Annotated in this window: 10 protein-coding genes; 4 read left to right on the top strand and 6 right to left on the bottom strand. The window is 68.4% G+C overall.

What is annotated here, in order from left to right:
- The first annotated feature begins 105 nt into the window (after nucleotides 1-105).
- Nucleotides 106-573: an Lrp/AsnC ligand binding domain-containing protein gene (locus CSW60_RS07575; protein ID WP_099536659.1), complete on the top strand. Its 468-nt coding sequence runs from the start codon at nucleotides 106-108 to the stop codon at nucleotides 571-573.
- On the opposite strand, the gene CSW60_RS23440 is transcribed toward CSW60_RS07575, so the two are convergent.
- The 4 genes from CSW60_RS23440 to CSW60_RS07560 form a co-directional block, all read right to left on the bottom strand.
- A complete protein-coding gene (locus CSW60_RS23440; protein WP_161495629.1) occupies nucleotides 570-737 on the bottom strand; it encodes a hypothetical protein in 168 nt (55 codons plus the stop codon). The two genes, CSW60_RS07575 and CSW60_RS23440, sit on opposite strands and share 4 nt — an antisense overlap.
- 269 nt (nucleotides 738-1,006) lie before the next feature.
- Nucleotides 1,007-2,410, bottom strand: a complete 1,404-nt coding sequence (locus CSW60_RS07570; RefSeq protein ID WP_099536657.1) for an efflux transporter outer membrane subunit — start codon at nucleotides 2,408-2,410, stop codon at nucleotides 1,007-1,009.
- Nucleotides 2,411-2,412: 2 nt separating this feature from the next.
- A complete protein-coding gene (locus CSW60_RS07565) occupies nucleotides 2,413-5,577 on the bottom strand; it encodes an efflux RND transporter permease subunit (protein WP_099536656.1) in 3,165 nt (1,054 codons plus the stop codon).
- A 12-nt stretch (nucleotides 5,578-5,589) separates the two neighbouring features.
- The gene (locus CSW60_RS07560) at nucleotides 5,590-6,756 is read right to left on the bottom strand and encodes an efflux RND transporter periplasmic adaptor subunit (RefSeq protein ID WP_099536654.1); all 1,167 of its coding nucleotides are present in this window, start codon (nucleotides 6,754-6,756) and stop codon (nucleotides 5,590-5,592) included.
- A 186-nt stretch (nucleotides 6,757-6,942) separates the two neighbouring features.
- Between CSW60_RS07560 and CSW60_RS07555 the strand changes: the two genes are divergently transcribed.
- Nucleotides 6,943-7,539, top strand: coding sequence for a TetR/AcrR family transcriptional regulator (locus CSW60_RS07555; protein WP_099536653.1), 597 nt, complete (start codon nucleotides 6,943-6,945; stop codon nucleotides 7,537-7,539).
- A gap of 100 nt (nucleotides 7,540-7,639) precedes the next feature.
- Nucleotides 7,640-8,770 (top strand): acyltransferase, encoded by a 1,131-nt coding sequence (locus CSW60_RS07550; RefSeq protein ID WP_099536651.1) that lies wholly within the window; start codon nucleotides 7,640-7,642, stop codon nucleotides 8,768-8,770.
- Here CSW60_RS07550 and CSW60_RS07545 read toward each other — a convergent pair.
- The gene (locus CSW60_RS07545) at nucleotides 8,767-9,540 is read right to left on the bottom strand and encodes a TIGR00730 family Rossman fold protein (RefSeq protein WP_099537597.1); all 774 of its coding nucleotides are present in this window, start codon (nucleotides 9,538-9,540) and stop codon (nucleotides 8,767-8,769) included. The genes CSW60_RS07550 and CSW60_RS07545 overlap by 4 nt on opposite strands.
- A 144-nt stretch (nucleotides 9,541-9,684) precedes the next feature.
- Between CSW60_RS07545 and CSW60_RS07540 the strand changes: the two genes are divergently transcribed.
- On the top strand, nucleotides 9,685-11,277 hold the full coding sequence (locus CSW60_RS07540; RefSeq protein WP_099537596.1) for an MBL fold metallo-hydrolase RNA specificity domain-containing protein: 1,593 nt from the start codon (nucleotides 9,685-9,687) through the stop codon (nucleotides 11,275-11,277).
- On the opposite strand, the gene CSW60_RS07535 is transcribed toward CSW60_RS07540, so the two are convergent.
- On the bottom strand, nucleotides 11,274-12,893 hold the full coding sequence (locus CSW60_RS07535; RefSeq protein WP_099536648.1) for a family 43 glycosylhydrolase: 1,620 nt from the start codon (nucleotides 12,891-12,893) through the stop codon (nucleotides 11,274-11,276). The two genes, CSW60_RS07540 and CSW60_RS07535, sit on opposite strands and share 4 nt — an antisense overlap.
- Nucleotides 12,894-12,908 lie beyond the last annotated feature (15 nt).

Genomic DNA, 12,908 nt, shown 5'->3' with positions numbered 1-12,908 from the left:
GTTGGCGCGGGTGGGCTGGAACGATCGGGGGTGTAACGCTAAGCTTGTCGAAGGTGCTCCGTTTGTGAGCGCTAATTTTCGAAGCTTCTTCGGCAAAAAGGTGCCATGGCCATTTCCGCTCTAGACGATACCGATCGCCGACTACTCAGGGTTTTGCAGGCCGATGGGCGCATCACCAACGCCGAGCTCGCCAAGCGCTGCAATCTCTCGCCGGCGGCCACCTTCGACCGCGTCCGGCGGCTAAAGGAGCGCGGCTACATCACCGGCTACGCGGCGCTGCTGGACCCGGCCAAGGTCGACCGGGCGCTGCTGATCTTCGTGGAGGTGGTGCTGGAGCGGACCACGGGCGAGACCTTCGAGGACTTCGCCGCCGCCGTGCGCCGCGCGCCCGAGGTTCTGGAGTGCCACATGGTGGCTGGCGGCTTCGACTACCTGATCAAGGCTCGCGTGAAGGACATGGAGGCCTATCGCGGCTTCCTGGGCGACATCCTGGTCAAGATGCCGGGCGTGCGCGAGACCCGCACCTACGCCGTGCTCGAGGAGGTCAAGAGCACGGTGCAGCTGCCGCTTTAGCGGGAGGCGACGACCGTCGGGCTGGAGAGCGGGCGGCCGGAAAGGTCGGTCGGGGCGACGACGGCGGAGACGATGGCGGTCAGGGCCAGCAGGCTGGCGAGCACGACGCCGGCCACTTGAGCGGCCTGTCTCGCGGTCTGATCGTTCTTGGCTTTGGTCGTCATGGGTATCCTCTTCCGGCCTTGGCTTCTGCACGCGCGCGGAAACACCGTTAATGTGCAAACGTTTATCGAAGAGGGTTACCAAACGGTAATAAACGGCTTACGCCGTCCCCGGATCGGGTCAGGCGCGGGCCTCCAGATTGAAGAAGAAGAAGGAGGAAGGGGCGGCTCCCGGGAATGGGGGGAGGAGCGCGCCCCTTCCGTTCGTCACCATCGGGGGGGGGGATGATGGTCGACGAACTTCCCCGGAGGCTGCCGGGGAAGGCTTTGGCTCAGCGGGCGGGGGCGCCGCCGCCGAGCGTCTTGTACAGGGTCACCAGGTTGGTGGCCCGATCCAGGCGCGCCGAGATCAGGCCCAGCTGGGCCGAGTACAGCGTGCGCTGGGCGTCCAACAGGGTCAGGGCGCTGTCGACGCCCGCGTCCCGGCGCTGCTGCGACAGGCGTTCGCGGTCGGTCGCGGCGGAGACCAGACGCTCCTGGGCGGCCAGGCGATCGGAGACCGTCTGGCGGATCGACAGGGCGTCGGAGACCTCGCGGAAGGCCGTCTGGACGGTCTTCTCATAGGTCGCCACCGCGATGTCGCGGCTGGCCTTGGCGCTGTTCAGGTTCGCGACATTGGCCCCGCCCGCGAAGATCGGCAGGCTGATCTGGGGCGTGAAGCTCCAGCTGCCCGTGCCGTTCTTGAACAGGTCATTGAGGTCGCCGCTGGTCGCGCCAGTCGAACCGGTCAGGCTGATGCGCGGGAAGAAGGCCGCGCGGGCCGCGCCGATATTGGCGTTGGCGCCTTGCAGGCTGTGCTCGGCCGACAGCACGTCCGGGCGACGCGCCAGGACGTCGGACGGCAGGCCCGCCGGCAGGTCGGCCAGGATCTTGGCCGAGGACAGGTCGCCGGAAGGCAGCAGCTCGGCCGGGACCTCGCCGCCGGTCAGCAGCACCAGGGCGTTGCGGTCCTGGGCCACCTGGGCGGCGTAGGACGCCACGTCCGAACGGGCGGTTTCGGCCTGGGTCTCGGCGGTGCGCAGATCGAGCAGCGAGCCGACCCCGCCGTCGACCTGGCGACGGGTCAGGGCCAGGGACTGCTCGCGCGTGGCCAGGGTGCTTTGGGCCAGGGCCAGGCGGTCCTGGTCGGCGGCCAGGGTCAGCCAGGCGTTGGCCGTCTCGGCGATCAGGCTGATCCGGGTGGCGCGCGCGGTTTCCTCGGTGGCGAAGAAGCTCTGCAGCGCCTGCTGGTTCAGGCTGCGGACGCGGCCGAACAGGTCCAGCTCATAGGCCGTGAAGCCGATGGTGGCGCTGTAGGTCTCGGTGTCGATCGCGCTCCCGGTGCTGGACACCGACGGCGGCGTGCGGGCGCGTTGCTCGCCGAGGACGCCGTTGATGGCCGGGAACAGATTGGCCCGCTGGACGCCATAGGTGGCGCGGGCCTTCTCGATGTTCAGCACCGCCACGCGCAGGTCGCGGTTCTGCTTGAGGGCCAGGTCGACCACGCCTTGCAGGCGCGGATCGACCAGCACCTGGCGCCAGTCGAGGTCGGCGGCCGTGACCGAGCCCGCGGGCTCGGTGGTCGGCGTGGACCAGGTCTGGGCGACCGGCAGGGTCGGGCGCTCGTACTTGGGCGCTAGGGTGCAGGCGCTGACCGCCGTGGAGGCCAGCAGGATCAGGGTGAGGTTACGGAACATGATCAGTGGGCCTCCGTCGACGGCGCGTCGCCTTGGGCGACCGCGGCGTCGTGACCGGCGTGCTTGGGTTTGAAGATCTTCTCGACCACCACGAAGAACAGCGGGACGAAGAAGATCGCCAGCAGGGTGGCCGAGATCATGCCGCCGATGACGCCGGTGCCGATCGCGTGCTGAGCGCCGGAGCCAGCGCCGTTCGAGATCGCGAGCGGCAACACGCCGAACACGAAGGCCAGCGAGGTCATGATGATCGGGCGCAGACGGATGCGGACAGCTTCCAGCGTCGCCTCGATCAGGCTCATGCCCTTCTCGTACAGGTCCTTGGCGAACTCGACGATCAGGATGGCGTTCTTGGACGCCAGGCCCATGGTCGTCAGCAGGCCGACCTGGAAGTAGATGTCGTTGCTGAGACCGCGAGCGAAGGTCGCCAGCAGCGCGCCGATGACGCCCAGCGGGATGACCATGATGACGGCCAGCGGGATCGACCAGCTCTCATAGAGCGCGGCCAGCAGCAGGAACACGACCAGGATCGAGATGGCGTACAGGGCGGGGGCCTGGTTGCCGGCCTCCAGTTCCTGGGCCGACAGGCCGGTCCATTCGTAGCCGACGCCGGGCGGCAGCTTGGCCGCCAGCTTCTCCATCGCCGCGATCGCGTCGCCCGAGCTCTTGCCCGGGGCCGGCGAGCCCTGGAGGTTCACCGACGACAGGCCGTTGTAGCGCTCGAGACGCGGCGAGCCGTAGGTCCAGGACGAGGTGGCGAAGGCGGGGAAGGGGACCATCTGGCCGCTGCCGTTGCGCACGTACCAGCGGTTCAGGTCCTCCGGCGTCATGCGGAACGGGGCGTCGGCCTGGATGTAGACCTTCTTGACCCGGCCGCGATCGATGAAGTCGTTGACATACGACCCGCCCCAGGCGGCGCTGAGGGCGCTATTGATGTCGGCGGTGGTCAGGCCCAGCGCGCCGGCCTTGGCCTGGTCGACCTCGATCTTCAGCTGCGGGGTGTCGTCCTGGCCGTTCGGGCGCACGCCCACCAGGTTCGGATCCTGGGCGGCCATGCCCAGCATCATGTTCCGAGCCTGCATCAGGGTCTCGTGACCGACGCCGCCGGTGTCCTGCAGCTGGAAGTCGAAGCCGGACGAGTTGCCCAGCTCCGACACGGCCGGCGGGACGATCGCGAACACCATGGCGTCGCGGAACTGAGCGCCGAAGGCGCCCATGGCCCGGCCGGCGACGGCTTGGGCCTTGAGATTGGCGGCCTTGCGGTGCTCGAAATCCTTCAGGCGGACGAAGGCGAGACCGGCGTTCTGACCGGCGCCGGCGAAGCTGAAGCCCGAGACGGTGAACACCGACTGCACGGCGTCCTTCTCGCCGATCAGGAAGTGGTCGCGCACCTTGTCGAGGACGGCCAGCGTCTTCTCCTCGGTGGCGCCGGCGGGCAGCTGGACCAGGGTGAACATGGTGCCCTGGTCTTCTTCCGGCAGGAAGGCGCTGGGCAGGCGGACGAACAGCAGGCCCATGGCGACGATGATCGCGGCGTAGACGGCCATCCAGCGGCCGCTCTTGCCCAGGATCTTGCGCACGCCGCCTTGGTAACGCGACGACATGTCGTTGAAGCTGCGGTTGAACCAGCCGAAGAAGCCCGTCTGGTGCTCCTTGTGACCGGCCTCGACCGGCTTCAGCATCGTGGCGCAGAGGGCGGGCGTCAGGATCAGGGCGACGACCACCGACAGGGCCATGGCCGAGACGATGGTGATCGAGAACTGACGATAGATCACGCCTTGCGAGCCGCCGAAGAAGGCCATCGGCACGAACACCGCCGCCAGGACGAGGGCGATGCCGATCAGGGCGCCGGTGATCTCGTTCATCGACTTGCGGGTGGCTTCCTTGGGAGAAAGCCCTTCCTCGCTCATCACGCGCTCGACGTTTTCGACCACGACGATGGCGTCGTCGACCAGCAGGCCGATCGCCAGCACCAGGCCGAACATGGTGAGCGTGTTGATCGAGTAGCCGAAGGCCGCCAGCACGCCGAAGGTGCCCAAGAGGACGACCGGCACGGCGATGGTCGGGATCAGGGTCGCGCGCCAGTTCTGCAGGAACAGGAACATGACGATGAACACCAGCACGATGGCTTCGATCAGCGTCTTGACCACTTCCTCGATCGACAGCTTCACGAACGGCGTCGAGTCATAGGGGACGACGTACTTGTAGCTGGCCGGGAAGTTCTTCTCGAGCTGGGCCATCTTGGCCTTCACGGCCGCGGCCGTGTCGAGCGCGTTGGCGCCGGGGGCCAGCTTGATGGCCATGCCGGCGGCCGGGTGGCCGTTGAACTTGGCGACCGAGGCGTAGCTTTCCGAGCCGAGCTCGACGCGGGCCACGTCGCCCAGGCGCACGGTGGCGCCGCCCGTGGAGTTCTTCAGGATGATCTGGCGGAACTGCTCGGGCGTCTGCAGGCGCGACTGGGCCGTGATCGTGGCGTTCAGGCCCGTGCCCGGCAGGTTGGGCGCGCCGCCCAGCTGGCCGGCCGAGACCTGGGCGTTCTGGGCCTTGATCGCGGTCGAGACGTCGGCCGGGGTCAGGCTGAAGCTGGCCAGCTTCTGCGGGTCCAGCCAGATGCGCATGGCGTATTGCGAACCGAACAGCTGGATGTCGCCGACGCCGTCGACGCGGCTCAGCGGATCCTGGATGTTCGAGGCCAGGTAGTCGGCCAGATCGGTGCCGGTGGTCTTGGGGTCCTCGGAGTAGAGGCCCACGACCATCATGAAGTTCCGCGCCGACTTGGCGACCGTCAGGCCTTGCTGCTGCACTTCCTGCGGCAGCAGGGCGGTGGCGGTCTGCAGCTTGTTCTGGACCTGGACCTGGGCGATGTCGATGTCGGTGCCGGCCTTGAAGGTCAGGGTCACGGTGGCCGAACCGGCGCTGTCGCTGGTCGACGACATGTAGTCCAGGCCGTCCAGGCCCTTCATCTTCTGTTCGATGACCTGGGTGACGCTGTCCTCGACGGTCTTGGCCGAGGCGCCGGGATAGTTGGCCGAGATCGACACCTGGGGCAGGGCGATGCTGGGATACTGCGCGACCGGCAGGGACGTGATCGCCAGCGCGCCGGCCAGCATGATCACGATGGCGATGACCCACGCGAAGATGGGTCTGTCGATGAAGAAACGTGAAAGCATCGGAGGCTGGCCTTAGCGCTGAGCTTGAGCGGCGGCGGGCGCCGAGCCCGCGGGGACGGCCTTGATCGGCGCGCCGGGGCGGACCTTCTGCAGGCCCTCGACGATGACCTTGTCGCCCGGCTGCAGGCCGCTGGTGATCAGCCACTTGTCGCCGACCGTCTGGCCCAGGGTGACCGGACGGGTTTCGGGGCCCTTGGCGCCGACCAGCGTCACCGTCGCGCCGCCCTTGGGATCGCGGCTGATCGCGGTCTGCGGCACCAGGATGCCGCCCGAGGCGACGCCTTGGCTCAGCGCGGCGCGGACGTACATGCCCGGCAGCAGCACGCCGTTCGGGTTCGGAAACACCGCGCGCAGCGTCACCGAGCCGGTGCCCGGATCGACGGTCACGTCGGAGAACTCCAGCGTGCCCGGCGTCGGATAGGTCGAGCCATCCTCGAGCTTCAAGGTCACGGTGGCCGAGTTGGTGCGGCCCAGCTTGCCGCTGGCGAACTGCTGCTTGAGCTTCAGGAGCTCGGCCGAGGTCTGGGTCAGGTCGACATAGATCTTCGACAGGTCCTGGACGGTGGCCAGGGCCGTGGCCTGGTTGGCGGTGACCAGGGCGCCGGGGGTAACGGCGCTCTTGCCGATGCGGCCGGTGATCGGGGCGGCGACCTTGGTGTAGTTCAGATTGATGCGAGCGGTGTCGAGCGCGGCCTTCTGCACCGCGACGGCGGCGGCCGTCTGGGCTGCGGCGGCCTGGGCGTCGTCATTGTCCTGCTTGGACACCGCGCCGCTCTCGACCAGGGTCTTGTAGCGGTCGGCCTTGAGCTTGGCCGACAGGGCCTGGGCCTGGGCCTGGGCCAGCGAGGCCGCGGCGCTGTTGTAGGTCGCCTGATAGGTGGCCGGATCGATCTGGTAGAGCGACTGGCCGGCGTGGACGATCGCGCCTTCCTCGAACAGGCGCGCCTTGATCACGCCGCCGACCTGGGGCCGCACGTCCGAGACCAGGAAGGCCGAGGTCCGGCCTGACAGCTCGGTGGTCAGGCCCACGGTCTGCGATTGGGCCACGATGTAGCCGACCTCTGTCGGTCCGCCCATGCCCATGCCGGCGGCGCCGCCTTTTTGGCCGCAGGCGGCGAGGGTGAGGGCGATGGCGGCGAGACCCACGGCCGTTGTGGCCGCGGTGCGTTGGAAGTGCATATTTGACCCCGGATGCGATGGGCTAGCGAGCTATTGCCCTTGACTAGACCGGCATGATGAACAATCTGAGAATGAACGTTCATTCTCAAGCGGGCTGGACATAGGGACGCAACTGACGCAAGTCAACCTCCATCCCCCGCCGCTGAGGCTGACCTAACGGAAATGTAATGTCGCTTGGGATTTTCAATGGTTGATGAAGCCATTTCTGGCCGCCCGTCACCCGAGTCGCGTCGTCAGCAGATCCTGGACGCCGCGTGCGAGCGCGTGCGCCAATCCGGCTTTCACGGCGCCAGCATGGCCGACATCGCCAAGGCCGCGGGCCTGAGCGTTGGCCAGATCTATCGCTACTTCGAGAACAAGGAAGCGATCATCGCCGCCATCGTCGAGCAGGACCTGGCCGAGATGCGCGACAAGTTCGCCGAGCTGGAGAGCCAGCCGGGCACGCTGGCCGACGCGATCGACGAACATCTGCCCGAGAGCATCGACAAATGCTTCGAGCCGGGCCGCGCGGCCTTGGCCCTGGAGGTCATCGCCGAGGCCGCCCGCAACGCCAAGGTCGCCGCCATCGTCCGCTCCGCCGACGCGCAGGAGCGGGACATGGCCAAGTCCCTGATGGAGCGCAGCCGCAAGCCCGAATGGAGCGACGCCGAATTCCAGGCGCGCTGCGAGGTCATCGGCCTGATCTTCGACGGCCTGCTGATCCGGGGCGTCAACCACCCTGACCTGGATCGCGACACCCTGAGCCAGGTGCTGCGTTCGACCGTGCGCCATCTGCTGACCTGAACCCGCGACGACCGGACCGATTGCCAGGACCGACGCGATCGGCGATGAGCAGGCGGTGAGGTGAAGCCGGCAACGGACTTCGCGAGGCGCTGGGGGGCGCATGAACGAACCGATCGCCGACACGCCGCTAGCGGGTCCGCCCGCGCTGTTCGCGCGCGGCGCCTATATCTCCGGCCTTGACGGTCTGCGCGCCGTCGCCGTCCTCCTGGTGCTGGTCGGCCACTTCGGCCTCGAGAACGTGGTTCCCGGCGGGCTGGGGGTCACCGTCTTCTTCTTCATCAGCGGGTTCCTGATCACCACCCTGCTGACGCGCGAGGCGCACGCCCACGGCGATATCTCGATCGGCAAGTTCTACATGCGCCGGGCGCTGCGGCTCTATCCCGAGCTTCTGCTGCTGGTCGGCGTAGGAGGCGTGGTCGGCCTGCTGTACCATGCTGTCCGGCCGATCGATGTCGCGGGGGCGCTGGGCTATTTCACCAACTACCTGGTGCTGCACGATGAAGCGACGGGCGGCGGTCCGCGCTGGCCGCAGCTGTGGTCGCTGGCGGTCGAGGAGCACTTCTATCTGAGCTTCCCGCTGCTGATGTGGGCCAGCTGGCGGCGTCAGCGGCTGTTCGCCGGCGTCCTGATCCTGGTCTGCCTGGCGACGTTGGCCTGGCGGTTCCACCTGTCGTCGACGGGCGCGCCGTTCGGCCTTCCGCAGGCCGGCGCGGCGCTTCCCTATACATCGCTGGCCTCCGACGCCCGGCTCGACTCCATCGTCTATGGCTGTCTGGCGAGCCTGCTCTTCCAGCGCGCCGGCCAGGGCCTGGCGGCGAGGCCCGGCCTTTCGCTGGCGCTCGGCGCGGCCGGGGCGGCGGGGCTTCTGGCCTCGCTGATCTGGCGCGACGCCCTGTTCCGCGAGACCTGGCGCTACAGCTTCCAGGGCCTGGCGCTCGCGGCCGCCTTCATCGGTCTCTACGCGACCGCGCCGGGCGCCTGGATCCGCGCGACCCTGCTCGATCATCCCCTGCCGCGCCGCCTGGGCGTGCTGTCGTACGGCGCCTACCTCTGGCACATGGAGATCGTCCTGGCGTGCGGCGCCTGGGCTGGCGCGCCCGCGGCGCTCGCGCCGGCGCCGAAGCTGCTCCTGATCGTGGGGGGCACGCTGCTCAGCTTCCTGCTCGCCGAGCTTTCGCTCCGCGCCGTCGCCCCGGTCCAACGCCTGCGGCACAAGCGGTTCGGGCGCTAGCTCTTTCCCTCCGGCAGCTTCAGCCCGCACTTGACCAGTTCTGCCCAGGTCTCCTCGGCGTCGTCGGCGAAGTGCAGCAAATCAAGGTCTTCCTTGGCGATCATGCCGTGCTCGACCAGGGCCTCGAAATTGATGATCGAGCGCCAATAGGCCTCGTCGAACAGCACGATCGGGATCGGCGGCGCCTTGTCGGTCTGGCGCAGGGTCAGGATCTCGAACAGCTCGTCGAAGGTGCCAAAGCCGCCGGGGAACACCACCAGGGCGTTGGCCCGCATCGCCAGGTGCATCTTGCGCATGGCGAAGTAGTGGAAGCGGAAGGTCAGCTCCGGCGTGCAATACGGATTGGGCGTCTGCTCGCGCGGCAGGGTGATGTTGAAGCCGATCGTCGGGGCGCCCGCCTCGTAGGCCCCGCGATTGGCGGCCTCCATCGCGCCGGGGCCGCCGCCGGTGGCGATGACGTTGTCGCGGACGTGGTCGCCGTTCTCGATCTTGGCGCCGCCGCGCTCGGAGACGATGCGGCCAAAGCGCCGGGCCTCTTCGTACCAGCGCGCCTGCTCGGGCGGGCCGTCCTGGCGGGTCCGGGCGCTGCCGAACACCACCACGGTCGAGCGCACGCCCCAGCGGCGCAGGGCCTCGTCGGCCTTGGCGAATTCCAGCAGGAACCGCACGCCCCGCATCGAGTCGCCCAGCAGGAAATCCTGGTCCAGCGCCGCCAGCCGATAGGACGGCGAGGTCAGTTGGGCGTGGTTGTCGGGGGCGTCGGTCGGCAGGGGGACTTCGGTCACGAGGAACACTCAAGGTTTGCGTCGAGGCGCAGACTATGACGGAATCCGTCAGCAAGGTTGACCTGGATCAGGGCGAAGACGCGCCCCGGGCGCTCATCCTTGTTCAGTTTCCTTGTGGATGGCGCTGCGATGACCCCGACCCTGACCTTCCACGGCGCCGCGGGTTGCGTGACCGGCTTTTGCGCTCGTCTCGTCACCGAGCACGCCACGGTGCTGATCGACTGCGGCATGTTCCAGGGCTCCAAGACGCTGAAGGCGCTGAACTACCAGCCGTTTCCGTTCGATGTCGGCAAGGTCGACGCGGTCCTGCTGACCCACGCCCATATCGACCACTCGGGCCTGCTGCCCAAGCTGATGCTGGCCGGGTTCGAGGGGCCGATCTACGCCACGGCCGCCACGCGCGACCTGGCCGCGGTCATGCTGGTCGACGCCGGCGGCATTCAGGAGAATGAGGTCGAGAGCCTCAATCGCCGCAACCAGCGGCGCGGCATCCCGCCGGTCGAGCCGATCTATACGGCCGAGGACGGCAAGGCCGTCGCCGCCCAGTTCCGCAAGGCCAAGCTCGGCGAGCCGGTGGCGATCGCCGAGGGGATCACCGCCACCTGGCACCCCGCCGGTCACATGCTGGGCTCGGCCTCGATCGCGGTCGAGGTCGGCGCGCCTGGCCAGACCAAGACCCTGCTGTTCTCCGGCGACCTGGGGCCTGGCGGCAGTCCATTCATGGATGATCCCGACGCGCCGGCGGGCGTCGATCACCTGATCATCGAGTCGACCTATGGCGATCGCGAGCGCACCGGCTTCGACAGCGCCTCGCGCCGCCAGCAACTGGCCGAGGAGGTGCGGGCCGCGCATGAAGCCGGCGGCCCGCTGCTGATCCCAGCCTTCGCGGTCGAGCGCAGCCAGGAGCTGCTGGTCGACCTTCTGGAGTTGATGGACGCCGGCGAGGTTCCGAAAGCCGACGTTTTCCTGGACTCGCCGCTGGCCATCGAGGCGACGAAGGTGTTCCAGGCGCGCGGCTGGCGGCCGGGCTTGCAGTCCAACCCGTTCGAGGCGCTAAGGCCCTCGAACCATCTGCGCTTCCTGAGTTCGCCGGCCGAGAGCGATGGGCTGGATCGCCTCGACGGCTGGCACATCATCCTGGCGGCCAGCGGCATGTGCGACGCCGGCCGCGTGCGCAAGCACCTCAAGCGGCTGCTGTGGCGCAAGGAGGCGACGGTGCTGTTGTGCGGCTACCAGGCCACCGGCACCCTGGGACGCCTTTTGGCCGAGGGCGCGCCGCGCGTCTCGATCCGGGGCGACGAGGTGCGGGTGCGGGCGCGCATCCGCCAGTTGGACGCCTATTCCGGCCACGCCGACGCTTCGGGGCTGGTGCGCTGGGCGAAAGCGAGGACGCCGGTGGCCGGCTCGGTGTTCATCGCCCACGGCGAGCCCGACGCGGCCCAGGGTCTCAAGCGCCGACTGGCCGAGGCGGGCTTCGCCGAGGACCGCCTGCTGGTCCCCGCGCTGGACGAGACCTTCCTGGTGGGCGAGGGCCCCGCGACCCTGGCCGACCAGGCGCCGCCGCGCCTGCCGCCGCGCGCGGCCGGCTCGCTCGACTGGCACAACCAGCGCGCCGCCTTCCAGCTGGCCCTGGGCGAGGCCCTGAAAGCCGCCCCCGACGACGCCGACCGCGAGCGGATGCTGCATGTGCTGCAGGCGGCGCTGGAGGCGTATCGGGGCTAGTCCAGCGCCCGGTACTTGAACCCCCGGAACCGCGCCGAGCCCTTGCCCGCCGCGTAGATCCCCGGTTTCAGCATCAGGAAGCCGCCGCGCACATTGTGGTGGTAGCCGCTGACCTCCATGCCACGGTCGAAGCGTTTCCAGGTCTTGCCGCCGTCCCCGCTAGTGTGGAAGGCGACGATATGGCGGGTGTTCCGCAGCCGCATCAGCATCTTCGAGCCATGCGGGTTGGCGGGCCGGCCGCGCTCGATGCCGTACTGGTGGGTGACGAAGTTCTTGTCGTCGAAGCCCAGGCCGCAATAGAGCTGGCGGTCGTAGAACAGGATCAGGCCCGCGCGGGTGTCGGGGTCGACCTCGATCTCGCACTCGATCTCATAGGCCTGGTCGCCGTTGACGAAGATCAGCGGCGCGCCGGTCGACGGCGCTTCGCCCGCGCCCTTCAGGGTCAGGACGCCGTTCGCGCGGGTGATGCGCTGGTGCTCGTCCGGACGCGGGTCGAAGAAGTTCCACTGCACGCCGTACTTTTCGGTGGTGAAGTCGTCCGACAGAGCCATGCCGTGCGGGCCGGTCTTGCCGCCTTTCGGCTTGGGGATGGGCTTCGACAGATCGCCGCCGCCGACCTCGAACCAGCCGTCGGCGGTCCAGGTCACCGGGGCCAGCAAGGTCTGGCGGCCCAGGGTGTAATAGCCGTTCTCGTAGCCGTGATAGACGGTCCACCAGTCGCCGCCGGGGCCTTCGACCAGGGTTGCGTGGCCGCGCGACCACCACTTCTCGCTATTGTCGACAGTGCGGACGACGGGGTTGCGGGGGTGGTCCTCCCACGGGCCGGCCAGCGACTTGGCGCGGGCGACGATGACCATGTGGCCGGTCGGCGGACCGGCCGTGCCGCCCACAGCGGTGACCAGGTAGAAGTAGTCGCCCTTGCGCATGACCTTGGGGCCCTCGGGCGAAAAGCCCTCGACATCCCAGTCGTCCGGATAGCGCCACGGGTTATAGACGTGCTCGGGCTGGCCGACGGTGGAGAGGCCGTCGGGCGCCAGCTTGATGCGGTCGCCGCCGGACAGGAACAGCCAGCGCTGGCCCGTCTCGTCGACGATATGGCCGGGGTCGATGTAGCGGGGCAGCTTCAGATCGATCGGTTCGGACCACGGACCCTCGATCCTGTCGGCCCAGATCACGTAGCTGGTGTTGTTGTTCGGCTTCTTGGCCGGCAGGTAGATGTAGTAGCGACCCTTGTGCTTGCAGAGCTCGGGCGCCCAGATCGAGCCGACATTGGTCTTCAGCGTCGTGGTGACCGGCGTCCAGTTCACCAGGTCGCGGCTGTGCCAGATCAACAGGCCCGGATAGGCGTCGAACGAGCTGTGGGTCATGTAGTAGTCGTCGCCGTCCTTCAGGATCGACGGGTCGGGATGGTCGCCGGCCAGGATCGGATTGAGGAAGGTTCCGTCGCCCAGGTCCGCCTTGCGCTGGCCCTCGATCCCCTTGGCCCAGGTCGGGCCACCGCTCGGCTTGCCGGGCAGCGTTCCCATCTGGGCCGCTTCGGTCGAAACGGGCAGGGCGGCCAGGCCGGCGCCGGTCAGGAGCGAACCTAGCGCGCCGCGGCGATTGATGTTGGCCATGGTGTTTCTCTCCCG

Source organism: Caulobacter sp. X (assembly GCF_002742635.1).
Taxonomy (GTDB): Bacteria; Pseudomonadota; Alphaproteobacteria; order Caulobacterales; family Caulobacteraceae; genus Caulobacter.
The sequence above is the reverse complement of the archived record's forward strand: the minus strand, read 5'-3'. Positions and strand labels throughout refer to the sequence as shown.